A 21683-nucleotide genomic window follows, 5' to 3' on the forward strand; every position below is an offset into this window, starting at 1 on the left:
CGGGCAGGCCCGCTCTGGCTTACAATAGCGCTTTGCCCGTCAACCGAACACGCCTCCATGTCCGACACCACCACCGTTCCCGTCGTCACCGAATCGGCCTACCTGACCCTGTTCTACCGCCTGGCCACGCTCGACGGCACCGATATCGTCACCACCTTCGGCAGCACGCCCGCCACGCTGATGCTGGGCCAGGGCCAGCTTGCGCCGTTCCTCGAGGAACGCCTGCTGGGCATGCCGGAAGGCGCGCACCAGACGTTCGAGCTGAGCGCGCAGGAAGGCTTCGGCGAGCGCAATCCCGAGCTGATCCAGCTGGTGTCCAAGAAAACGCTGGACGACAATTCGGTGCCGGACGCGGATTACCAGGTCGGCGACCTGGTCGACTTCACCGCGCCGAGCGGCGGCCGCTTCGCCGGCGTGCTGCTGGAAGTGCGCGGCGACGACTACCTGTTCGACTTCAACCACCCGCTGGCGGGCAAGGCCCTGAAGTTCGAAGTGCAATTGATTTCGGTACTGTAAAAAGCACAATGGAAAACGAGATCCTGTTAGCCCAGCCGCGCGGCTTCTGCGCCGGCGTCGACCGCGCCATCGAGATCGTCGAGCGCGCCCTGCAGCAGTTCGGCGCGCCGATCTACGTGCGCCACGAGATCGTGCACAACGCCTACGTCGTCAGCGACCTGCGCGAAAAAGGCGCGATCTTCATCGAGGACCTGGACGACGTCCCGGCCGGCAACACCGTCGTGTTCTCGGCCCACGGCGTGTCGAAGGCAGTGCGCGAGGAAGCCGAGTCGCGCGGCCTGAAGGTGTTCGACGCGACCTGCCCGCTGGTGACCAAGGTGCACGTCGAAGTCGGCAAGATGCGCAAGCAGGGCGCCGAGATCATCATGATCGGCCATGCCGGCCACCCGGAAGTCGAGGGCACGATGGGCCAGGCGGAAGAGGGCATGCACCTGGTCGAGACCGTCGAGGACGTGCAGACGCTGCAGGTGGCCAACCCGGGCCTGCTGGCCTACGTGTCGCAGACCACGCTGTCGGTCGACGACACCGCCGAGATCATCGCCGCCCTGAAGGCGCGTTTCCCGGCGATCATCGAGCCGAAGAAGGGCGACATCTGCTACGCCACCACCAACCGCCAGGAAGCCGTGAAGTTCATGGCGCCGCAGGTCGAGGTGGTGATCGTGGTCGGCAGCCCGAACAGCTCGAATTCGAACCGCCTGCGCGAGGTGGCGGACAAGATGGGCACGCCGGCCTACATGGTCGACAACGCCGCCGCCATCGACCCGGCCTGGATCGCCGGCAAGCGCCGCATCGGCGTCACGGCCGGCGCCTCGGCGCCGGAAGTGCTGGTGCAGGCCGTGATCGACCGCTTGAAGCAGCTCGGCGCGGCCAGCGTGCGCGCGCTCGAGGGCGTGGAAGAGAACGTCACCTTCCCGCTGCCGAAGGGATTGGATGGCGGGAAGGCAGCGGCCTGAGAAGGCCGCGTCGACCGGTTGGTGCGCACGGGGTGCGCACCCTGCGACGGGACATGTGCCCATGTTCAGCGATCCCGCTAAACAAGGCAATATTCGGTCCGCCGCCCATTTTCCGATATTCGTTTTTCAAAAACATCGCTATGATGATGGCGCCTGGAATGATGTTGCTCGCATAACGGGCAGCTCGACCGCCAGTCCCATGAGCGGCACTCGCATCCCGGGTGCCGTTTTTGTTAGAACGAAAGGAATGACACCAACACATGGAAACCTTTGTCCAACAGATCCTCAATGGACTGGTGCTGGGCAGCATGTACGCGCTGATCGCGCTCGGGTACACGATGGTGTACGGCGTGCTGAACCTGATTAATTTCGCCCATGGCGACGTGCTGATGATCGGCGCCATGGCCGGCCTGACGATCCTCAAGCTCCTCGACGCCGCCTTCCCCGGGCTGCCCGGCGGCGTGCAGCTGGCCATCGCCATCGTCGGCGCGATGCCGGTCGCGATGCTGGTGAACGTGCTGATCGAGCGCGTCGCCTACCGCCGCCTGCGCAATGCGCCGCGCCTGGCGCCGCTGATCACCGCGATCGGCGTGTCGATCCTGCTGCAGACCTTCGCGATGATGATCTGGGGCCGCAGCCCGCTGCCGTTCCCGCAGCTGCTGTCGTCCGATCCGGTGATGGTCGGCGGCGCCGTGATCTCGCGCACCCAGGTGCTACTGCTGGTGCTGGCCGCCGTCGCGATGGTCGCGCTGGTGTTCCTGGTGGAGAAGACGAAGATGGGCCGCGCGATGCGCGCCGTGGCGGAAAACCCGCGCGTGGCCGGCCTGATGGGCGTGGATGCGAACCGCGTGATCGTCGCCACCTTCGCCATCGGCGCCGCGCTGGCCGCCGTCGCCGGCGTGATGTGGGGCGCCAACTATGCGTCGATCCAGTTCGCGATGGGCACGCTGCCGGGCATGAAGGCCTTCTGCGCCGCCGTGCTGGGCGGCATCGGCAACATCTATGGCGCCATGATCGGCGGCATCGTGCTCGGCATCATCGAAGCGCTGGGCGCCGGCTACATCGGCGACCTGACCGGCGGCTTCCTGGGCAGCCACTACCAGGACATCTTCGCCTTCATCGTGCTGATCCTGGTGCTGACGGTGCGTCCGTCCGGCATCATGGGCGAGCGCGTGGCGGACCGCGCGTAAGGAGGCACCATGGCACTGCTGACCTTCGACACCGCGCACAAGCCGCGCCAGGCGTACGCCAGCATGGGCATCCTGCTGGTACTGATGCTGGCGTTCCCGTTCTTCGCCGCCCAGTTCGGCAATTCCTGGGTGCGCATCCTCGACATCGCGCTGCTGTACATCATGCTGGCGCTGGGCCTGAACATCGTGGTGGGCTTCGCCGGCCTGCTCGACCTGGGCTACATCGCCTTCTTCGCCGTCGGCGCCTACCTGACCGGCCTGCTGGCCTCGCCGCAGTTCGCGGCGCTGCTGGAATCGCTGGTCAACTACCACCCCGAACTGCAGGACGCCATCGTCGCCACCTTCGGCGAGAGCGTGCGTACCGAGGGCATCCACCTGTCGGTGTGGGCGATCGTGCCGCTGGCGGCGCTGATGGCCGCGCTGTTCGGCGCGCTGCTGGGCGCGCCGACGCTGAAGCTGCGCGGCGACTACCTGGCCATCGTGACGCTGGGCTTCGGCGAGATCATCCGGATCTTCATGAACAACCTGAACGATCCGATCAACTTCACCAACGGCCCGCAGGGCATCAACCTGATCGACCCGATCCGCGTGTTCGGCGTGTCGCTGGCCGGCGAGCCGGGCTCGCGCGCAACGGTATTCATCGGCGGCTACGGCATGCCGTCGGTGAACGCCTACTATTTCCTGTTCCTGCTGCTGTGCATCGTCACCATCTTCATGACGGGCCGCCTGCAGCATTCGCGCCTGGGCCGCGCCTGGGTCGCGATCCGCGAGGACGAGATCGCGGCCAAGGCCATGGGCATCAATACCCGCAACGTCAAGCTGCTGGCGTTCTCGATGGGCGCCTCGTTCGGCGGCGTGGCCGGCGCCATGTTCGCCGCCTTCCAGGGCTTCGTGTCGCCGGAATCGTTCTCCTTCATGGAATCGATCTCGGTGCTGGCGATGGTGGTACTGGGCGGCATCGGCCACATCCCCGGCGTCGTGCTGGGCGGCGTGCTGCTGGCGGCGCTGCCGGAAGTGCTGCGCCACGTCGTCGAGCCGACCCAGCAGGCGCTGTTCGGCAAGGTCGTGATCGAGGCCGAGGTGCTGCGCCAGCTGCTGTACGGCCTGGCCATGGTGCTGATCATGCTGTACCGTCCGGCCGGCCTGTGGCCGTCGCCGGTCAAGGAAGACCGTCCGGTCGCGGCCACCGCCAGGGACGAAGAGGACGAGAACGAGGGCAAGACGGCATGAGCGCAGCCATCCTGGAGATTTCCGGCGTCAACAAGCGCTTCGGCGGCCTGCAGGCGCTGACCGACGTGCGCATCCGCATCGAGAAGGGCCAGATCTACGGCCTGATCGGTCCGAACGGGGCGGGCAAGACCACCTTCTTCAACGTCGTCACGGGCCTGTACCAGCCCGACACCGGCAGCTTCGCGCTGGACGGCAAGCCGTATTCGCCGTCTGCCCCGCATGCGGTGGCCAAGGCGGGCATCGCGCGCACCTTCCAGAACATCCGCCTGTTCGGCGAGATGACGGCGCTGGAAAACGTGATGGTCGGCAGGCACGTGCGCACCCGCCAGGGCGTGTTCGGCGCCATCTTCCGCCACGGCGCCGCCAGGGCCGAGGAAGCGGCGATCCGCGCGCGCGCGCGGGAGTTGCTGGACTTCGTGGGCATCGGCCAGTTTGCCGGCCGCACCGCGCGCTTCCTGTCCTACGGCGACCAGCGCCGCCTGGAGATCGCCCGCGCGCTGGCCACGGAGCCGAAGCTGCTGGCGCTGGACGAACCGGCCGCCGGCATGAACGCCACCGAGAAGCTGGCCCTGCGCGCGCTGCTGGTCAAGATCCGCGACGCGGGCATCACGATCCTGCTGATCGAGCACGACGTGAAACTCATGATGGGCTTGTGCGACCGCATCTCGGTGCTGGAGTACGGCAAGCTGATCGCGGAAGGGCTGCCGGCCGAGATCCAGAAGAACCAGGCCGTCATCGACGCCTACCTCGGGGGAGCCCACTGATGCGCGACAACATCCTGAACATCGCCGGCCTGAAGGTGGCCTACGGCGGCATCCAGGCCGTCAAGGGGATCGACCTGCGCGTCGACCGCGGCGAGCTGGTCACGCTGATCGGCGCCAACGGCGCCGGCAAGACCACCACGCTGAAGGCGATCACCGGCACGCTGCCGTCGTCGAAGGTCGAAGGCACGATCAGCTACCAGGGCCAGCCGCTCGGCAGCGCCAGGTCCTTCAGGCTGGTGCAGCAGAAGCTGGCCATGGTGCCGGAAGGGCGCGGCGTGTTCACCCGCATGACCATCCACGAAAACCTGCTGATGGGCGCCTACACCCGCAACGACAAGGCGGGCATCGAGGCCGACATCGCCAGGTGGTACGACGTGTTCCCGCGCCTGAAGGAGCGCTCCGGCCAGCTGGCCGGCACGCTGTCGGGCGGCGAGCAGCAGATGCTGGCGATGGCGCGCGCACTGATGTGCCATCCGACCCTGCTGCTGCTGGACGAGCCGTCGATGGGCCTGGCGCCGATCATGGTCGAGAAGATCTTCGAGGTGATCCGCGACGTCTCCGCCCAGGGCATCACGGTCCTGCTGGTCGAGCAGAACGCCCGGCTGGCGCTGCAGGCCGCCCACCGCGCCTACGTGATGGAGTCGGGCGCGATCACGATGAGCGGCGCTGCGCAGGAGCTGTTGCACGATCCGCGGGTGCAGGCGGCGTATCTCGGCGAGTAGGTTGGCGAACAAGCCGGCAAATTAGCCGGCGAACACGCCGGGCGTGGACGAGGCCGCAGCGGCGGTGTGCGTCGTGCGGCAGCCGGTCGCGCGCACGGCGCCCGGGCCGAAGCCGCCGCCGTCAACGTGCGGGCAATGGCTCCGCAAGGTAACGCTGCAACGTGCGGCCGAGGGCGGCTAACAGGGCCGCGCCGTCGAGGCCGGGCGGTTCGAATGCGAGCACATACCGTACCAGGGCAAATCCCAGCATCTGCGAGGCGACGAGGGACGCGCGCAGCACGGCCTCTTGCGGCGGGAACCCCAGTGCGCCTATCGCGCCAAGCAACTGCGTATGAAAAATCTGCTGCATGCGCGCCTTCGCCGCAGCGTGGGAGGCGGCCGCCCTGAGCAAGGCCACGAGTTCGCGGCCGGAGCGGTCGTCTTCCCACATCGCCAGGAAGTGCGCGACCAGCAGCTCGCCCAGCCGCTCCCGGTCGAGTTCCTGCAATGGCGGCAGCTGGAGGTCGAAATCGACGGCCGTCGCGAACAGGTCGTCCTTGCTGCCGAAATACCGGATCACCAATGCGACGTTGGTATTGGCCTGCAGTGCGATGTTGCGCAGTGTCGCGCCGTCGTAGCCGTGCGCGGCGAACGTCGTGCGGGCGGCTTCGAGAATGCGTTCCCGGGTCTGCCGCGAACGCGGGGTGGAAGTGGATGCCATGGTCCTCGATCTGGTTGTAAGCGCTTGTTTACATTTTAGCGCGGATCGACAAGAATGTAAGCGTGCGTTTACAAAGGAGGGCGTATGGCATCATCTGTGGAACCGATGAGGCGGACGGACGTGCTCATCGTCGGAGCCGGTCCAGCCGGCCTTGCGCTGCGGCTGGCGCTCGAGCGCCTGGGCATCGCTGCCGTCCAGGTCGACAAACATGCCGCCGGATTGAATACGTCGCGTGCGGCCGTGATCCACGCGCGCACGCTGGAGGTGCTCGAACCCTGCGGCGTCGTCGCGGCGCTGCTGGCGAAGGGCATCGCGGTGCCCGACTTCCGGGTCCGGGACCGTAACCGGGTGCTGCTGCACATCGGTTTTGGCGACCTGCCATCGCGCTATCGCTATGCGCTGATGTGCCCGCAAAACGACACCGAAGCCATCCTGCAGGCGCGGCTCGACGATCTTGGCGCGCGCATCGAGCGGCCCGCCGAGTTCCTGGGCGCGACCGACGCTCCCGGCGGCATGGTCGCGGAGCTGGCGCTGCCGGGCGAACGCAAGGAATGGCTGTTCGCACGCTGGATCGTCGGCTGCGACGGCGCGCGCAGCCGGGTCCGGGACCAGGCCGGCATCGCTTTCGTCGGCGACGACTATGCGGAGCAGTTCGTGCTGGCGGACGTCCACATGGACTGGCCGCTCTCCCGCCGCGAAGTGAGTCTGTTCTTTTCCGAGCGCGGCCTGATGGTCGTGGCGCCGTTGCCGGAACCGGACGGCGCATCGCGCGACCGTTATCGCATCGTCGCTACCGTGCCGTCGGCACCGGCGGTGCCGGCCATCGGGGACATCGACGCGCTGCTGCGCGAACGCGGTCCACACGCACCGGGCCTGCACGTCGAGGCGCTCGCCTGGAGTTCGCGCTTCCACCTCCAGCACCGCATCGCCGCGGACGTGTTCAGGCACCGCACGCTGCTGTGCGGCGACGCGGCGCACGTGCACAGTCCGGCAGGCGGGCAGGGGATGAATACCGGCATCCAGGACGCCGTCGCCCTGGCGCCCCGGCTGGCGCAGGCCATTCGCTGCGGCGACACGGCGGGACTCGCGGCGTGGGCCGCCCGGCGCCACCGGATCGCCAGCGGCGTGGTGCGCATGACCCATGCGATGACGCGGGCGGCGACCCTCACCGCGCCGATGCCGCGCGCGCTGCGCGATGCGGCGATGGGGCTGGTCGGGAACAGCCGCTTCTTGCGGCGCAAGCTCGCGGTACGGCTCGCGGAGCTCGGGAACTGATCACCTGGCGGCGCTTGGTGACCATTCGCTGTATCGCCGTTTCGCGTCGCAACGCGCTGCCCTGGTGCTTGCAGGACAAGCCGCGGGAACATCGCAAGCGCTGCGCGTGTCGTCGTCAGCCCGGTGCCCTTACTATGGTTGAGGAAAAAGCTTTGGGGCAACAAAACAAACGGCCCGGACCGCTTCAAGCGATCCGGGCCGTTCTCGTTCTTCCTGCCGCCGCAGCGGCAGCGGTATTACGCGGCGGCGGCCGAGTTGGCGGCGGCGCCGACGTTGCGGGTGGCCTGGCCGAACTGCGACATGGCGGCGTTCAGGTTCGACTCGATCGCTTCGACGGCCTGCTTCGAGGTCTTGCTGAACTGCTCGTAGCCGGCGTTGGCGTTGGTGATCGCGGTCTTCAGGGCCGACACGTAGGTTTCCGAACCGGCCGGGGCGTTCTTGGTCACTTCGTCGACCAGCGAGATCACCTTGCGGTTGACTTCGGCGATCTGGCTTTCGGCGGCCTTCGAGAATTCGGCGCCGGTGTCGGCGGCGATCGAGGCCAGCTGGCGGCCGTAGGACAGGGCTTTCTCGGCAGTCGGCTGGGCTTGCTGTGCCGACAGGGCGAAGAATTCCTGGGCATCCTTGGCGCCCAGCAGCTGGCGTGCGTTGGCCGACGAGTCTTCGAGCGCGGACTTGGCGGTGCTGAGGTTCAGGCCCACCAGCTTTTCCACACCTTCGAAGGTCTTGGTGGTCAGCGCCGACATCAGCGCGAATTGGGATTCGAGGTTGGCTTTGGTCGCGTTCGAAAACTGCTCAGGGAATGCAAACATGAAGTTCTCCAGTCATGGATAGTGATATGAGGCTGATTCAGGCTGATGCTTTCAGGCCAGTGCTTCCATTTGATGCATGGGACCGCTTGATGCTTTGGACCGTTGATCCTTGTGGACCTTTGATCCTTGTCGACCTTTGATGCTTTGGACCTTGGATTCGTTGGACCGTTCGATACGTCGCACCGTCGAGGCGGGCTTTTGTTGTCCAAGCAGCGATTGTGCGCCGCAGCATGAGCAATTTTTGCCGCTTTTCGATTATGCGTCAAGCACTTTTGATGCGTCGCACAATAGATGAGTGTTAACTTGCGATATATCAACAGATACAACGCTTCACCAGGGTTTTGTTTGTGCCGATACAACAGTTCCCATTTTTAATAGGTCATCTGCATGGGCAAGACGCCCATGCTAGACTTGCCATTCCAACCTCTCCCGATGCCCATGCCAGACGCCTCCGCCAGTCCCGCCGCGTCCTCCGGCGCCACCGTGCAGCCTGGCTGGCTGGCGCCGGTGCCGCTGTTCTTCGTGTTCCTGTGGAGCACCGGCTTCATCGCCGCCAAGTACGGGCTGCCGTATGCGCCGCCCCTGAGTTTCCTGATCCTGCGCTGCCTGGGCGCCGTGCTGCTCCTGCTGCCGCTGGTGCTGCTCACGCGCGCCCCGTGGCCGCGCGGGCGCATCGGCCACGTGGCGCTGGCGGGACTATTGTTGCAGGCGGGCTACCTGGGCGGCGTGTGGAGCGCGATCAAGCTCGGCATGCCGGCCGGGCTGTCGGCCCTGATCGTCGGCATGCAGCCGGTGCTGACCGCCATCGCCGCGCCCTTGATCGGCGAGCGGGTCACGCGGCGCCAGTGGCTGGGCCTGCTGCTGGGCCTGGCCGGGGTCGGCATGGTCGTGGCCGCCAAGATCAGCCTGACCGGCCTGGCGCCGCAGGCGATCGGCCTGTGCGTGCTGGCACTGCTGTCGATCACGGCCGGGACCCTGTACCAGAAACGCTTCTGCCCCAGCTTCGACCTGCGCACCGGCACCGTGATCCAGTACACGGCCAGCGCGCTGGCCATGCTGCCGCTGGCGGTGCTGCTGGAAGGATTCGGTCCGGCCATGGCGCACGTGCGCTGGACGCCGCAGTTCGTCGGCGCGCTGCTGTGGTCGATCCTGGCGCTGTCGATCGGCGCCATCTTCCTGCTGTACCGCCTGATCAGCCGCAACGATGCGACCAGGGTGACCAGCCTGCTGTACCTGACGCCCCCCACCACGGCCGTCATGGCCTGGCTGATGTTCGGGGAAAAACTCAGTGCGCTCGGCCTGGCCGGCATGGCGGTGGCCGTGCTGGGCGTGGCCTGCGTCGTCAAGAAGTCCTGAACGGGACATGCACCAAGGAGAACCGATGATCACCAACGACAGCCAGCAGGCCGTGGACGCGGCCATCACCTCGCGCCGCTCGATCCGCGCCTTCCTGCCGACGCCGGTGGCGCGCGAGGACATCGACGCCATCCTGCGGGTGGCGGCGCGCGCGCCGTCCGGCACCAACACCCAGCCGTGGAAGGTCTACGTGCTGACCGGCGCCGCCAGGGAACGCCTGAGCGCGGCGATCCTGGCCGCCTACGCGGACCCGGCGCAGGCGAAGGCGCACACGGAGGAATATGCCTACTATCCGCGCGCATGGGTCTCGCCGTTCGTCGAGCGGCGCCGCAAGGTCGGCTGGGACCTGTACGCGCTGCTCGGCCTGACGCGCGACGACAAGGCCGGCATGGCCGCCCAGCACGGCCGCAACTACCGGTTCTTCGACGCGCCCGTGGGCCTGATCTTCACCATCGACCGCGTGATGGAGCAGGGCTCCTGGCTCGACTACGGCATGTTCCTGGAGAACATCATGATCGCCGCGCGCGGCCGTGGCCTCGATACCTGCCCGCAGGCGGCCTTCACCCAGTTCCACCGCATCATCGCCGCCGAGCTGGCGCTGCCGGCCAACGAGATGGTGGTGTGCGGCATGGCGCTGGGCCATGCCGACCCCGACAAGGTGGAAAACACGCTGGTGACGGAGCGCGAACCGGTTTCGTCGTTCGTCCGCTTCGTCGAATGAGGGTATACTCGAGCGTGCAAGCTGTTGAAAATTCAAGAGATTTCTACAACGCAGCAGGTTTTGCGTTGTAGAAAAACGCGAGCGCAAGTGGTACAGTCTATTGTGCTTCTCTCGTGTTTCGCTACACTACATTGGTGCTCATCAGCACCCATGTCCATCAAGTTGCGCGTTCAAGGATTTCCAAGATGATCAAGCTCGCACTCGTTGCCGCCATGTCCATGGTGCTCATGCTCCAGCCCGCCGAAGCGGCGACCAAGTCCAAGGCACGCGCGACCGCGACCAAGCGGGTCAAGGCAAAACCCGCCAAGCTGGTCAAGGTCAAGCGCACCGACCTGGCCAAGGCCATCGCCGCCGACAACCGCAAGCAGATGGTGCGCCGCATCGCCATGGTGCACGGCAAGCGCAGGGTGGTCTATTCGCCCGTGCGCCGCGCCGCGCCGGCCGTGGCGCTGCTGACCGCCGGCGACCTGGCCGGCCTGAACCGCACCCCCGATCCGCTCGACCTGCGTTCCAGCGTCGCCTACGTGATCGACCAGTCGAGTTCGGAAGTGCTGTTCGAAAAGAATTCCTCGGTCGCGCTGCCGATCGCCTCGATCACCAAGCTGATGACGGGCCTGGTCGTGGTGCAGGCGGGGCAGAGCCTGGACGACGTGCTGACCATCACCGATGCCGACGTCGACAAGCTCAAGTTCAGCAGCTCGCGCCTGCCCGTCGGTACCCGCATGACGCGCGGCAACCTGCTGCACATCGCCCTGATGAGTTCGGAAAACCGCGCCGCCGCCGCGCTTGGCCGCAATTACCCGGGCGGCATCACGGCCTTCGTTGCGGCGATGAACGCCAAGGCGCGCGCGCTGGGCATGAGCGATACGCACTACGTCGATTCGAGCGGCTTGTCGAGCCAGAACGTGTCGAGCGCGCGCGACCTGGCCAAGCTGGCGACGGTGGCGCACCAGGAGCCGCTGCTGCGCCAGTACTCGACCGACCCGAGCTACGTGGTCGAGGCGAGCGGCCGGCCGATGAATTTCCACACGACGAATTACCTGGTCGGCATGCCCGACTGGAACATCGGCCTGCAAAAGACCGGCTTCATCAACGAAGCGGGGCGCTGCCTGGTGATGCAGGCCATGATCCAGGGACGCAACGTGATCATGGTGTTCCTCGATTCCAAGGGCAAGCAGTCGCGGACCGCCGACGCGGGACGCATGCGCAAGTGGCTGGAAGCGCTGGCGCCGTCCGGCATCCCGGCCGCGGCCGCGGCGGCGGTGCCGGTCACCGTGTCGGCCGCCGCGACGGCGCCGGTAATGGTGCAATAGGTGTGGTTGGCTGTGGTGCGCTCCCCGAGCGCACCATGACCGCCCCGCGGCCAGGCGCTCAGACCGCCGGCCCCGCCCGGTGCCCCAGCGTCGCCGAGATCTGCGTGGCCGTGCTCACCAGGTCGTCGATCCAGTCTTCCTGCAGCCGGTCGGCCGGCGCCGAGATCGACAGTCCCGCCACCAGCTTGCCGCCGTCGTCGTAGATGCCGGCCGCCATGCAGCGCACGCCCAGTTCCAGTTCCTCGTTGTCGCGCGCGTAGCCGCGCGCGCGCACCAGCGACAGTTCGCGTTCCAGGCGCGCGAGGTCGGTGATCGAATTCTTGTTGTGGCCGGCCAGGCCCGTGCGCGTGGCATAGGCGCGGATCGCCTTCGGCTCGTCGATCGACAGGAACAGCTTGCCGGTGGAGGTGAGGTGCAGCGGACCGCGGCCGCCGATCGCGCGCACCACCTGCATGCCCGAGCGCTCCGAGAAGGCGCGGTCGATGTAGACGATCTCGTCGCCCTGGCGCACCGACAGGTTGACGGTCTGGCGCGTCTTGTTGTGCAGCAGGCGCATCAGCTCGACCGCCGCCTCGCGCACCGACAGCCGGCTCTTGACCACGTTGCCCAGTTCCAGCAGGCGCATGCCCAGGCGGTAGGTGCCGGGCTCGACGCGGTCCACGAAGCGCGTCACCACCATGTCGTTCAGGATCCGGTGCGCCGTCGACGGGTGCAGGCCCGAGATCCGCGACAATTCCTTCAGGCTGACGGGGTCGGGATAGCTGGCGAGCACGTCCAGCAGCGCGACCATGCGCTCGATGACCTGGATCGACGTCTTTGCCGGTTCGGGAGTTTCCAGTTTCATGATGTGGTTGGTGCAGTGCGGTATATTTCTCCACTTTATACCATAATGTGAAAAAAATTGGTAACGAACCCCGGCCGTGTTGCGCGGCTGTCAATTTATGCGGGCATAATGGCGGTCCTGTACAGCATTGCGAGCACCATGGAATCACCGAGCAGCGAGTTCAAGAGCAAGGGCGGCCTCAAGCGGATTTTTTCGGCCATGCGATATTCCCTCGACGGCTTCCGGGCCGCGTGGCGGCACGAGCACGCGTTCCGCCAGGAGGTGATGGTGGCCGTGCCGGCCGCGATCGTTGCGCTGCTGCTGCCGATCTCCGCGTTCCAGAAACTGGCCTTGATCGCCGTGCTGGGACTGGTGTTGCTGGTCGAGCTGATCAACGCCTCGATCGAGGCGGTGGTCGACCGGGTGTCGCTGGAACGCCATCCGCTGTCCAAGGCCGCCAAGGACCTGGGCAGCGCGGCCGTGGCGCTGGCGATCGCGATCGCGCTGGCGACCTGGTGCGTGGTCCTGTACAACCGCTTTTTCTGACGGCGCATGCGCGCCGCCTCAACCTGAAGGAGATCATGATGACTTTACGCCTGGGCGACACCGCGCCGGACTTCGAGCAGGATTCCACCATCGGCCGCATCCGCTTCCACGAGTGGGCGGGCGATGCGTGGGTCGTGCTGTTCTCGCACCCGGCCGACTTCACGCCGGTCTGCACCACCGAGCTGGGCCTGACGGCGAAGCTGAAGCCGGAATTCGACAAGCGCAACGTCAAGGCGATCGCGCTGTCCGTCGATCCGGCCGACAAGCACAGCGCGTGGATCAAGGACATCGAGGAGACCCAGCAGACCGTGGTCGGCTTCCCGATCATCGCCGATGCCGACAAGACCGTCTCGACGCTGTACGACATGATCCACCCGAACCAGTCGGCCACCGCCACCGTGCGCTCGCTGTTCGTGATCGACCCGGCCAAGAAGGTGCGCCTGACGATCACCTACCCGATGAGCACCGGCCGCAACTTCGACGAAGTGCTGCGCGTGATCGACGCCCTGCAGCTGACCGACGGCTACACGGTGGCGACGCCGGGCAACTGGAAGGATGGCGACGACGTCATCATCCCGCTGACCGTGCAGGATCCGGAGCAGCTGCAGCAGAAGTACCCGAAGGGCTTCAAGGCGCCCAGGCCCTACCTGCGCCTGACGCCGCAGCCGAACAAGTGAAACTTGTTCGGCGTAGGCTGGGCGGCTTCGCCGCCCAGGCGGTGATGCGTGACGCAGGCATATGGCACGACGAATCGAAGGATGATTGAACGCGTGGACGGCGCAGCCGTCCACCCTACATGGCTGCGCGTCAGGTACGAAACCCGCATAAGCAAATAAGGAAGCTGTCGTTGGTCCGACAGCCGGGCTGCCTTACCCTTGGCCGACTCCAAGGGACAAGCGCATGTCGATCACCTACATTCTTTCCGGTTTCGCCGTCGGCCTGCTGGTCGGCATGACCGGCGTCGGCGGCGGCTCGCTGATGACGCCGCTGTTGACCCTGCTGTTCGGCGTGAACCCGTCGGTGGCCGTCGGCACCGACCTCGCCTTCGCCGCCGTCACCAAGAGCGCCGGCACCATCACCCACCGCGTGCGCGGCACCGTGCAGTGGCCGATCGTGCGGCGCCTGTGCCTGGGCGCCTTGCCGGCCGCGCTGGCCGCCACGCTGGCGCTGCAGTACGTCGGCCCGCTCGACGCCGCCATCGGCCGGGTCATCCGCTATTCGATCGCCGTGTCCGTGCTGCTGACCGTGGTCGCCATCCTGTTCCGCGCCAGGCTGCTGGCCTGGGTCCAGGGCCGTCCCGGGCGCCAGCTGCAGGGACGCCGCCTGGCGGCCGCCACCATCGTCGCCGGCGCGGTGCTGGGCGTGCTGGTGACGGTGTCCTCCATCGGCGCCGGCGCGATCGGCGCCACGCTGCTGGTGATGCTGTACCCGCAGCTGGAGCCGGCCGAGGTGGCCGGCACCGACATCGCCTATGCCGTCCCGCTGACCGCCATCGCCGCGCTCGGGCACTGGTGGCTCGGCTCGATCGACTGGACGCTGCTGGGCACGCTGCTGCTCGGGTCGCTGCCGGGCATCACGCTCGGCGCATGGGCGGCGCGCGCCGTGCCGGAGCGCTTCCTGCGCGGCTTGCTGGCCATGACGCTGACGGGAGTGGCGGTCAAGCTGCTGCATTGAAGGCGGTGCGCACGGGGTGCGCACCCTGCGCAAAGACACGCAGGTTGTAAGCAAATGATTTTTGCTTCGTTTGTAATATGCGCTGCCGATGCGATTATGTCTCGCTATTAGAAGAAATTGTAATAAGGCGGACGAATGAATACTTTGGTGCAATCCCGCAGCAGTGCCAACCGGGTCATCCCCGGCTTCGGCCTCTCGCTCGGGTTCACGCTGTTCTACCTGGCGCTGCTGGTACTGATCCCGTTGTCGGCGATCTTCCTCAAGACCTTCACGATGAGCTGGGACGCGTTCTGGACGGCCGTCACGTCCGAGCGCGTGATGGCGTCCTACCGCCTCAGCTTCGGCGCGGCGCTGCTGGGCGCCGCCATCAACGTCGTGTTCGGCGGCATCGTCGCCTGGGTGCTGGTGCGCTACCAGTTCCCCGGCAAGCGCTTCGTCGACGCGCTGGTCGACCTGCCGTTCGCGCTGCCTACCGCCGTGGCCGGCATCACGCTGACGGCGCTGTACTCGACCAACGGCTGGATCGGCCAGTACCTGGACAAGGTCGGCATCAAGGTCGCGTTCACGCCGCTGGGCGTCGTCATCGCGCTGACCTTCATCGGCCTGCCGTTCGTCGTGCGCACCGTGCAGCCGGTGCTGGAAGACGCCGAGCGCGAGCTGGAAGAGGCGGCCGCCAGCCTGGGCGCCAGCCCCTGGCAGACCTTCGCGCGCGTGATCCTGCCGGGCATCACCCCGGCGCTGCTGACCGGCTTCGCGCTCGCGTTCGCGCGCGCCACCGGCGAATACGGGTCCGTCATCTTCATCGCCGGCAACATGCCGATGGTGTCCGAGATCACGCCGCTGTTCATCATCACCAAGCTGGAGCAGTACGACTATGCCGGCGCCACCGCGATCGCCGTGGTGATGCTGGTCGTGTCCTTCGTGCTGCTGCTGGCCATTAACCTGCTGCAGGCCTGGGCCCGCAAGCGGGCGGGGAAATAAATGAGCGCCGTCCTCGATACCGCCGCCCGCGACAAGGCCGCCGCGCAGGCCGCCCATCCGGCGCCGCGCAAGTCCACCAGCACGCTGGAGCCGGGCTGGGTGCGCTGGCTGCTCGTCGCCGTCGCCCTGCTGTTCCTCACGCTGTTCCTGTTCATCCCGCTCGTCGCCGTGTTCGTCGAGGCGCTGAAGAACGGCTGGGACACCTACCGCACCGCGATCCTCGATCCCGACGCGCTGGCCGCCATCAAGCTGACGTTCATCGCGGCCGCCATCTCGGTGCCGCTGAACCTGGTGTTCGGCGTGGCCGCGGCCTGGGCCATCGCCAAGTTCGACTTCCGCGGCAAGAGCCTCCTGATCACGCTGATCGACCTGCCGTTCTCGGTGTCGCCCGTCATCGCGGGCCTGATCTACGTGCTGCTGTTCGGCTCCCAGGGCTGGTTCGGCCCCTGGCTGATGGACCACGACATCAAGATCCTGTTCGCCGTGCCGGGCATCGTGCTGGCGACCGTGTTCGTCACCTTCCCGTTCGTGGCGCGCGAGCTGATCCCGCTGATGCAGGCGCAGGGCAGCGAGGAAGAGGAGGCGGCGCTGGTGCTGGGCGCGTCCGGCTGGTCCACCTTCTTCAGGGTCACGCTCCCCAACATCAAGTGGGGCCTGCTATACGGCGTGATCCTGTGCAATGCCCGCGCGATGGGCGAGTTCGGCGCCGTGTCGGTGGTGTCGGGCCACATCCGCGGCGAGACCAACACGATGCCGCTGCAGGTCGAGATCCTCTACAACGAATACAACTTCACGGCCGCCTTCGCGATCGCCTCGCTGCTGGCGCTGCTGGCCCTGGTCACGCTGGCGGTGAAGACCTTTGTCGAATGGCGCCTGCAGCAAACGCGCAAGACGACCCTCACGGAGCACTGACATGACGATCGAAGTCCAACACATCCGCAAGCAGTTCGGCCAGTTCACGGCCCTGGACGACGTCTCGCTGCAGTTCGCCGACGGCGAGCTGACCGCGCTGCTGGGGCCTTCCGGCTGCGGCAAGACCACGCTGCTGCGCATCATCGCCGGCCTCGAGTTCCCGGACTCGGGCCGCGTGCTGCTCGACGACGACGACGCCTCCGCGCGCCACGTGCGCGAGCGCCAGGTCGGCTTCGTGTTCCAGCACTACGCGCTGTTCAAGCACATGACCGTGTTCGAGAACGTCGCCTTCGGCCTGCGCGTCAAGCCGCGCAAGGAGCGTCCGTCCGAGGCGCAGATCCGCGACAAGGTGAAGAGGCTGCTCGAACTCGTGCAGCTCGACTGGATCGCCGACCGCTATCCGCCGCAGCTGTCGGGCGGCCAGCGCCAGCGCATCGCGCTGGCCCGCGCGCTGGCCGTGGAGCCGCGCGTGCTGCTGCTGGACGAGCCGTTCGGCGCGCTCGACGCCAAGGTGCGCAAGGAATTGCGGCGCTGGCTGCGCCAGCTGCACGACGAGCTGCACGTGACCTCGATCTTCGTGACCCACGACCAGGAAGAGGCGCTCGAGGTGGCCGACCAGGTCGTCCTGATGAACAAGGGCCGCGTCGAGCAGCTGGGCACCCCGGACCAGGTCTACAACCAGCCCGCCTCGCCCTTCGTCTACGGCTTCCTGGGCAACGTCAACCTGTTCCACGGCCGCGTGCAGGACGGCGTGCTGGCCAGCGGCGACGCCACCTTCCAGGCGCCGCAGTACGCCGGCGTGAAGGACGGCGCCGGCATCGCCTACGTGCGTCCGCACGACCTCGACGTCGAGCGCTACGTCGCCGGCGGCGAAGGGGTGGCCGTCAAGCTGCGCCGCGCCCAAGCGATCGGCCCGCTGGCCCAGCTCGACCTGGAGCGCGCCGACAATGCCCAGATCATCGAGGCGGTGATCCCCAACGAGCGCTTCCGCGAGCTGTCGCTGAAGGACGGCGACACGCTGCTGGTGAAACCGAAGCGCATGCACGTCTTCGTCGACCAGGGAGACGGCATATGAACTTCCAGCAGCTGCGTTCCGTGCGCGAGGCCGCGCGCCGCAACTTCAACCTGACCGACGTCGCCAACGCGCTGTTCACGTCGCAGCCGGGCGTGTCGCGCCAGATCCGCGAGCTGGAGGACGAGCTGGGCGTCGTCATCTTCGAGCGCAACGGCAAGCGCCTGACCGGCCTCACCGATCCCGGCAAGGGCATCCTGAAGATCGTCGAGCGCCTGCTGGTGGAAGCCGAGAACCTGCAGCAGGCCAGCAGCGAATACGCGGGCCAGGACAGCGGCACGCTGCGCGTGGCCGTCACCCACACGCAGGCGCGCTACGCGCTGCCGCAGGTGGTGCAGGCCTTCCGCACCAGTTACCCGGGCGTGCGCATCGCGCTGCAGCAGAGCGCGCCCGAGCACATCGCCGAATGGGTGCTGTCCGGCCGCGCCGACATCGGCATCGCGACCGAGGGCCTGTCGACCTTCCCCGACCTGGTGTCCTTCCCGTGCTACCGCTGGAGCCACGTGGTGGTGGTGCCGGACGGCCATCCGCTGCTGGCGCAGATGCCGCTCAAGCTGGCCGACCTGGCGGAATACCCGCTGATCACCTACGACGTCGGCTTCACCGGCCGCAGCCACATCGACGCGGCCTTCGCCGCCGCCGGCGCGCATCCGGAAATCGTGCTGACGGCGATGGATTCGGACGTCATCAAGCAGTACGTGGCGCTGGGGATGGGCGTGGGCATCGTCGCCTCGATGGCCTTCGACCACGGCCGCGACCGCGGCCTGCGCGCGATCGAATCCTCGCACCTGTTCGCGCCCAACGTCACCCGGCTGGCGGTGCGGCGCGGGGCCTACCTGCGGGCCTACGCGTTCGACTTCATCGAGCGCTTCGCGCAGGGGTACACCAAGGCGGATATCGAGAAGGCGCTGCAGGCGGCGGTGGCAGAATAAGGAAGTGGCGTCGTCCCGGCGCAGGCCGGGACCCAATTTTCTCGTGCAGTCGAAACGCCGGCAAGATTGGGCCCCGGCCTGCGCCGGGGCGACGGTGGGGGACTTGCGCCGGGGCGATGGTGGGGCCTGCGCCGGGGCGACGGTGGTGTGTTTATTGCCCCGGATTCGTGAAGCGCGCGTGGATGGCGTCGATGGCCTTCACGACCTCCAAGGACAGTTCGATGCCCTCCGCATCGATGTTTTCCTTCAGCTGATCGAGATTGGTCGCCCCGACGATGGTCGACGCCACGAACCAGCGCGTGCAGCACCAGGCGATGGCCATCTGCGCCGGCGTCAGGCCGTTGGCGCGGGCCAGCGCGGCGTATTCCCGCGTCGCCTCGATCACCATCGGACGCAGGTAGCGCGGGCTCCACGTGGGCGGGTAGATCGTCAGGCGGCCGCGCGCGGCCGGGTCGTCGATGTACTTGGCGCTCAGCTGGCCGAAGGCGAGGGGACTGTAGGCCAGCAGGCTCACCTCTTCGCGGAAGCACACCTCGTCCAGCAGCGTGGTTTCGAACGCGCGCGCCGTCAGGTTGTACAGGTTCTGGATCGTGGCGATGCGCGGCAGGCCCTTCGTCTCGGACTGCTTGACGTATTCGCACACGCCCCACGGGCTCTCGTTGGACACGCCGACGTGGCGGATCTTGCCGGCCCTGACCAGCGCGTCCAGCGCGCCCAGCGTGTCCTCGATCGGCACGCCGTTGCGCTCCTTCTTCGGCTCGAACTGGTTGGCGCCGAAGATCGGCACGTTGCGGCTCGGCCAGTGCAGCTGGTACAGGTCGATGTAGTCGGTCTGCAGGCGCTGCAGGCTGGCGTCGACGGCCGCGTGGATGTTCTTCGCGTCCAGGTTGTGCCTGCCGCCGCGGATCCAGGTCTGGTTGGCGTTCGGGCCGGCGGCCTTGGTGGCCAGCACCACCCGGTCGCGCTTGCCGCTTTTCTTCAGCCAGCTGCCGATGAAGCGTTCGGTCGATCCCTGCGTGGCGGCGCTGGGCGGCACCGGGTACATCTCGGCCGTGTCGATGAAGTTGATGCCGCGCTCGAGCGCGTAGTCGAGCTGGCCGTGCGCCTCCGCTTCGGTGTTCTGTTCGCCGAAGGTCATGGTGCCGAGGCAGATGCGCGATACCAGCAGGTCGGTCCTGCCGAGACGGTTCGTCTTCATGTCGATATCCTGGTCAGTCGGGGTCAGAGCCCACCCGTGTGAACCGGGCTCTGACCCCGAGAGGAACGTAATGCGTCCGCGCATTCGCGCACGAGGGCCGGCCCGCGGTAGATCAGGCCGCTGTACAGCTGCACCAGCTGCGCGCCGGCGTCGATCTTGGCCTTGGCGTCGCGGCCGCTCAGGATGCCGCCCACGCCGATGATCGGCACGGCGTCGCCGACTTCCTTCTTCAGCGCGCGGATCACGATGTTCGACAGGTCGAACACCGGCGCGCCCGACAGGCCGCCCTGTTCGCCCGCATGGCGCATGCCTTCGACGTCGCGGCGGTTCAGCGTGGTGTTGGTGGCGATCACGCCGTCGATGCCGTGGCGCACCAGCGCGCCGCCGATGTCGCGGATCTGGTCGCTGTCCACGTCCGGCGCGATCTTCAGCGCCAGCGGCACGTAGCGGCCGTGGTGGTCGGCCAGGCGCGACTGCTCGCCCTTGAGCTGGGCCAGCAGCGCATCCAGTTCCGACGCGCCCTGCAGCTGGCGCAGGTTCTTGGTATTCGGCGACGAGATGTTGACGGTGACGTAGCTGGCATATGGATAGACCTTGCGCAGGCATTCCAGGTAGTCGTCGGCCGCGCGCTCGATCGGGGTGTCGGCGTTCTTGCCGATGTTCAGGCCCAGCACGCCCTGGCGTTCCTGGTAGAAGCGCGAGGACTGGACGTTGGCGACGAAGGCGTCGACGCCACCGTTGTTGAAGCCCATGCGGTTGATGATGCCGCGCGCCGCCGGCAGGCGGAACATGCGCGGGCGCGGATTGCCCGGCTGGGCGCGCGGCGTCACGGTGCCGATCTCGATCGAGCCGAAGCCCAGCGCGGCCAGGCCGTCGATGTACGCGCCGTCCTTGTCGAGGCCGGCGGCCAGGCCGACCGGGTTCGGGAAGGTGATGCCCATGACGGTGCGCGGATCGGGCTGCGGCTTGCGCACGAGGCCGGTCAAGCCCAGGCGCGCGGCGCGGCGCAGGTTCGGCAGGGTGACGTTATGGGCCGTTTCGGGATCGAGGGCGAACAGCAGGGGGCGGGCGAGGGCGTACAGGAATTTATCGGACATGGTCGGTGGGATCGTGAATTCGCGACATTTTAACGTGGGTTGTTGAAATGCCGCATCGGTGGCCGGCGATTTGGGGGGGCGGCTTCGTTTCGCACCACGGCCAAACCGGGGTCAGAGCCCTGAAAAAACAAAACCGGGCTCTGACTCCTTAGCGGTCCAGCACGCCCCATACGCCGTCGATGCGCGCTTCCAGCGGGCGGAAGTTGATCTTGTAGGCCATCTTCGGGCTCTGCTCGATCCAGTAGCCCAGGTAGACGTAGGGCAGGTCCAGCTCGCGCGCCTGGCCGATCTGCCACATCACGTTGTAGGTGCCGAACGAGGCGCCCTCGACGTCCGGGTCGAAGAAGGTGTAGACCGACGACAGGCCGTCCGACAGCACGTCGATGATCGAGACCATGCGCAGCGTGCCGTCCGGCTCGCGGAATTCCACCAGGCGCGTGTTCACGCGGCTTTGCAGCAGGAACTGGGCGTACTGGTCGCGGCTGTCCTGGTCCATGCCGCCGCCCACGTGGCGCGTGGTCTGGTAGCGCAGGTAGAGCGCGTAGTGCTCGTCCGAGAACGACAGGTTGGCGACCATGGCCGTCAGGTCGCCGTGGCGTTTCCAGGCGCGCTTCTGGCTGCGGTTGGGCGTAAATTGTTCTGCGGCCACGCGCACGGGGATGCAGGCGCGGCAGCCGTCGCAATACGGGCGGTAGGTGAAGATGCCGCTGCGGCGAAAGCCATTGCGTACCAGCTCGGAATACACGTCGGCATTGATCAGGTGCGACGGCGTGGCGACCTGCGAGCGGGCCTGGCGCGCGTCGAGGTAGCTGCAAGGGTAGGGCGCCGTGGTGTAGAACTGCAGCGTGGAAAATGGCAGGTCATTTAGGTGCGTCATGCAATGCTCTCGGGACGAC

Annotated in this window: 23 protein-coding genes; 17 read left to right on the plus strand and 6 right to left on the minus strand. The window is 67.0% G+C overall.

Features of this window, described 5'->3' with window-relative positions; translation table 11 throughout:
* Positions 1 to 57: 57 nt before the first annotated feature.
* From QZ749_RS16520 to QZ749_RS16545, 6 genes are all read left to right on the plus strand, one after another.
* The gene (locus tag QZ749_RS16520) at positions 58 to 516 is read left to right on the plus strand and encodes a peptidylprolyl isomerase (protein ID WP_296949037.1); all 459 of its coding nucleotides are present in this window, start codon (positions 58 to 60) and stop codon (positions 514 to 516) included.
* 8 nt (positions 517 to 524) lie between these two features.
* Entirely contained in the window at positions 525 to 1469 is a 945-nt protein-coding gene (gene ispH, locus QZ749_RS16525) for a 4-hydroxy-3-methylbut-2-enyl diphosphate reductase (protein ID WP_296949040.1), read from the plus strand.
* A gap of 260 nt (positions 1470 to 1729) precedes the next feature.
* Positions 1730 to 2659 carry a branched-chain amino acid ABC transporter permease gene (locus QZ749_RS16530; RefSeq protein ID WP_296949042.1) on the plus strand — a complete coding sequence of 310 codons (930 nt, stop codon included), beginning with the start codon at positions 1730 to 1732 and terminating at the stop codon, positions 2657 to 2659.
* Positions 2660 to 2668: 9 nt separating this feature from the next.
* Positions 2669 to 3889: an ABC transporter ATP-binding protein gene (locus QZ749_RS16535; protein WP_296949044.1), complete on the plus strand. Its 1221-nt coding sequence runs from the start codon at positions 2669 to 2671 to the stop codon at positions 3887 to 3889.
* The gene (locus QZ749_RS16540) at positions 3886 to 4653 is read left to right on the plus strand and encodes an ABC transporter ATP-binding protein (protein WP_296949045.1); all 768 of its coding nucleotides are present in this window, start codon (positions 3886 to 3888) and stop codon (positions 4651 to 4653) included. The genes QZ749_RS16535 and QZ749_RS16540 overlap by 4 nt, the downstream gene beginning before the upstream one ends.
* The gene (locus QZ749_RS16545; RefSeq protein ID WP_296949047.1) at positions 4653 to 5375 is read left to right on the plus strand and encodes an ABC transporter ATP-binding protein; all 723 of its coding nucleotides are present in this window, start codon (positions 4653 to 4655) and stop codon (positions 5373 to 5375) included. The genes QZ749_RS16540 and QZ749_RS16545 overlap by 1 nt, the downstream gene beginning before the upstream one ends.
* A 121-nt stretch (positions 5376 to 5496) precedes the next feature.
* Here QZ749_RS16545 and QZ749_RS16550 read toward each other — a convergent pair whose 3' ends face one another.
* A complete protein-coding gene (locus QZ749_RS16550; protein ID WP_296949049.1) occupies positions 5497 to 6075 on the minus strand; it encodes a TetR/AcrR family transcriptional regulator in 579 nt (192 codons plus the stop codon).
* 120 nt (positions 6076 to 6195) lie between these two features.
* Here QZ749_RS16550 and QZ749_RS16555 point away from each other — a divergent pair, with 120 nt between their 5' ends.
* Positions 6196 to 7350, plus strand: coding sequence for an FAD-dependent monooxygenase (locus tag QZ749_RS16555; RefSeq protein ID WP_296949050.1), 1155 nt, complete (start codon positions 6196 to 6198; stop codon positions 7348 to 7350).
* A gap of 236 nt (positions 7351 to 7586) precedes the next feature.
* On the opposite strand, the gene QZ749_RS16560 is transcribed toward QZ749_RS16555, so the two are convergent.
* Positions 7587 to 8162: a phasin family protein gene (locus QZ749_RS16560; protein ID WP_296949052.1), complete on the minus strand. Its 576-nt coding sequence runs from the start codon at positions 8160 to 8162 to the stop codon at positions 7587 to 7589.
* A gap of 438 nt (positions 8163 to 8600) precedes the next feature.
* On the opposite strand from QZ749_RS16560, the gene QZ749_RS16565 reads away from it, so the two are divergent.
* The 3 genes from QZ749_RS16565 (at position 8601) to QZ749_RS16575 (ending at position 11552) form a co-directional block, all read left to right on the plus strand.
* Positions 8601 to 9518 carry a DMT family transporter gene (locus tag QZ749_RS16565; RefSeq protein WP_296949054.1) on the plus strand — a complete coding sequence of 306 codons (918 nt, stop codon included), beginning with the start codon at positions 8601 to 8603 and terminating at the stop codon, positions 9516 to 9518.
* A gap of 25 nt (positions 9519 to 9543) precedes the next feature.
* On the plus strand, positions 9544 to 10239 hold the full coding sequence (locus QZ749_RS16570; RefSeq protein WP_296949056.1) for a nitroreductase: 696 nt from the start codon (positions 9544 to 9546) through the stop codon (positions 10237 to 10239).
* A gap of 185 nt (positions 10240 to 10424) precedes the next feature.
* Positions 10425 to 11552 (plus strand): serine hydrolase, encoded by a 1128-nt coding sequence (locus QZ749_RS16575; RefSeq protein WP_296949058.1) that lies wholly within the window; start codon positions 10425 to 10427, stop codon positions 11550 to 11552.
* Between the two features lie 58 nt (positions 11553 to 11610).
* Here QZ749_RS16575 and QZ749_RS16580 read toward each other — a convergent pair whose 3' ends face one another.
* Positions 11611 to 12396, minus strand: a complete 786-nt coding sequence (locus QZ749_RS16580) for an IclR family transcriptional regulator (protein ID WP_296949060.1) — start codon at positions 12394 to 12396, stop codon at positions 11611 to 11613.
* Between the two features lie 138 nt (positions 12397 to 12534).
* Here QZ749_RS16580 and QZ749_RS16585 point away from each other — a divergent pair, with 138 nt between their 5' ends.
* The 7 genes from QZ749_RS16585 (at position 12535) to QZ749_RS16615 (ending at position 18492) form a co-directional block, all read left to right on the plus strand.
* Positions 12535 to 12921, plus strand: coding sequence for a diacylglycerol kinase (locus QZ749_RS16585; protein ID WP_296949063.1), 387 nt, complete (start codon positions 12535 to 12537; stop codon positions 12919 to 12921).
* 38 nt (positions 12922 to 12959) lie between these two features.
* A complete protein-coding gene (locus tag QZ749_RS16590; protein ID WP_296949353.1) occupies positions 12960 to 13598 on the plus strand; it encodes a peroxiredoxin in 639 nt (212 codons plus the stop codon).
* 223 nt (positions 13599 to 13821) lie between these two features.
* On the plus strand, positions 13822 to 14595 hold the full coding sequence (locus tag QZ749_RS16595; RefSeq protein ID WP_296949065.1) for a sulfite exporter TauE/SafE family protein: 774 nt from the start codon (positions 13822 to 13824) through the stop codon (positions 14593 to 14595).
* A 135-nt stretch (positions 14596 to 14730) separates the two neighbouring features.
* The gene (cysT, locus tag QZ749_RS16600) at positions 14731 to 15576 is read left to right on the plus strand and encodes a sulfate ABC transporter permease subunit CysT (protein WP_296949067.1); all 846 of its coding nucleotides are present in this window, start codon (positions 14731 to 14733) and stop codon (positions 15574 to 15576) included.
* Complete coding sequence (gene cysW, locus QZ749_RS16605) at positions 15577 to 16488, plus strand: sulfate ABC transporter permease subunit CysW (protein ID WP_296949069.1); 912 nt, start codon at positions 15577 to 15579, stop codon at positions 16486 to 16488. It abuts the gene before it with no gap.
* Position 16489: 1 nt separating this feature from the next.
* Positions 16490 to 17563, plus strand: a complete 1074-nt coding sequence (locus QZ749_RS16610; RefSeq protein WP_296949071.1) for a sulfate/molybdate ABC transporter ATP-binding protein — start codon at positions 16490 to 16492, stop codon at positions 17561 to 17563.
* Positions 17560 to 18492, plus strand: a complete 933-nt coding sequence (locus QZ749_RS16615) for a CysB family HTH-type transcriptional regulator (protein WP_296949072.1) — start codon at positions 17560 to 17562, stop codon at positions 18490 to 18492. The genes QZ749_RS16610 and QZ749_RS16615 overlap by 4 nt, the downstream gene beginning before the upstream one ends.
* A gap of 151 nt (positions 18493 to 18643) precedes the next feature.
* Here QZ749_RS16615 and QZ749_RS16620 read toward each other — a convergent pair whose 3' ends face one another.
* The 3 genes from QZ749_RS16620 to QZ749_RS16630 all read right to left on the minus strand — a co-directional run bounded on the left by QZ749_RS16620 (position 18644) and on the right by QZ749_RS16630 (position 21664).
* On the minus strand, positions 18644 to 19690 hold the full coding sequence (locus tag QZ749_RS16620; protein ID WP_296949074.1) for an aldo/keto reductase: 1047 nt from the start codon (positions 19688 to 19690) through the stop codon (positions 18644 to 18646).
* Positions 19691 to 19713: 23 nt separating this feature from the next.
* A complete protein-coding gene (locus QZ749_RS16625) occupies positions 19714 to 20787 on the minus strand; it encodes a quinone-dependent dihydroorotate dehydrogenase (protein ID WP_296949076.1) in 1074 nt (357 codons plus the stop codon).
* Positions 20788 to 20935: 148 nt separating this feature from the next.
* Positions 20936 to 21664, minus strand: a complete 729-nt coding sequence (locus QZ749_RS16630) for an arginyltransferase (protein WP_296949078.1) — start codon at positions 21662 to 21664, stop codon at positions 20936 to 20938.
* Positions 21665 to 21683: the final 19 nt, after the last annotated feature.

The organism is uncultured Massilia sp. (assembly GCF_913773735.1).
In the GTDB taxonomy this organism is placed as follows: domain Bacteria; phylum Pseudomonadota; class Gammaproteobacteria; order Burkholderiales; family Burkholderiaceae_D; genus Telluria.

Coding starts and splice junctions, on each gene's coding strand:
- QZ749_RS16520 (WP_296949037.1), top strand. CDS start 58: ATGTCCGACACCACCACCGTTCCCGTCGTCACCGAATCGGCCTACCTG.
- ispH (WP_296949040.1), top strand. CDS start 525: ATGGAAAACGAGATCCTGTTAGCCCAGCCGCGCGGCTTCTGCGCCGGC.
- QZ749_RS16530 (WP_296949042.1), top strand. CDS start 1,730: ATGGAAACCTTTGTCCAACAGATCCTCAATGGACTGGTGCTGGGCAGC.
- QZ749_RS16535 (WP_296949044.1), top strand. CDS start 2,669: ATGGCACTGCTGACCTTCGACACCGCGCACAAGCCGCGCCAGGCGTAC.
- QZ749_RS16540 (WP_296949045.1), top strand. CDS start 3,886: ATGAGCGCAGCCATCCTGGAGATTTCCGGCGTCAACAAGCGCTTCGGC.
- QZ749_RS16545 (WP_296949047.1), top strand. CDS start 4,653: ATGCGCGACAACATCCTGAACATCGCCGGCCTGAAGGTGGCCTACGGC.
- QZ749_RS16550 (WP_296949049.1), bottom strand. CDS start 6,075: ATGGCATCCACTTCCACCCCGCGTTCGCGGCAGACCCGGGAACGCATT.
- QZ749_RS16560 (WP_296949052.1), bottom strand. CDS start 8,162: ATGTTTGCATTCCCTGAGCAGTTTTCGAACGCGACCAAAGCCAACCTC.
- QZ749_RS16565 (WP_296949054.1), top strand. CDS start 8,601: ATGCCAGACGCCTCCGCCAGTCCCGCCGCGTCCTCCGGCGCCACCGTG.
- QZ749_RS16570 (WP_296949056.1), top strand. CDS start 9,544: ATGATCACCAACGACAGCCAGCAGGCCGTGGACGCGGCCATCACCTCG.
- QZ749_RS16575 (WP_296949058.1), top strand. CDS start 10,425: ATGATCAAGCTCGCACTCGTTGCCGCCATGTCCATGGTGCTCATGCTC.
- QZ749_RS16580 (WP_296949060.1), bottom strand. CDS start 12,396: ATGAAACTGGAAACTCCCGAACCGGCAAAGACGTCGATCCAGGTCATC.
- QZ749_RS16585 (WP_296949063.1), top strand. CDS start 12,535: ATGGAATCACCGAGCAGCGAGTTCAAGAGCAAGGGCGGCCTCAAGCGG.
- QZ749_RS16590 (WP_296949353.1), top strand. CDS start 12,960: ATGACTTTACGCCTGGGCGACACCGCGCCGGACTTCGAGCAGGATTCC.
- QZ749_RS16595 (WP_296949065.1), top strand. CDS start 13,822: ATGTCGATCACCTACATTCTTTCCGGTTTCGCCGTCGGCCTGCTGGTC.
- cysT (WP_296949067.1), top strand. CDS start 14,731: ATGAATACTTTGGTGCAATCCCGCAGCAGTGCCAACCGGGTCATCCCC.
- cysW (WP_296949069.1), top strand. CDS start 15,577: ATGAGCGCCGTCCTCGATACCGCCGCCCGCGACAAGGCCGCCGCGCAG.
- QZ749_RS16610 (WP_296949071.1), top strand. CDS start 16,490: ATGACGATCGAAGTCCAACACATCCGCAAGCAGTTCGGCCAGTTCACG.
- QZ749_RS16615 (WP_296949072.1), top strand. CDS start 17,560: ATGAACTTCCAGCAGCTGCGTTCCGTGCGCGAGGCCGCGCGCCGCAAC.
- QZ749_RS16620 (WP_296949074.1), bottom strand. CDS start 19,690: ATGAAGACGAACCGTCTCGGCAGGACCGACCTGCTGGTATCGCGCATC.
- QZ749_RS16625 (WP_296949076.1), bottom strand. CDS start 20,787: ATGTCCGATAAATTCCTGTACGCCCTCGCCCGCCCCCTGCTGTTCGCC.
- QZ749_RS16630 (WP_296949078.1), bottom strand. CDS start 21,664: ATGACGCACCTAAATGACCTGCCATTTTCCACGCTGCAGTTCTACACC.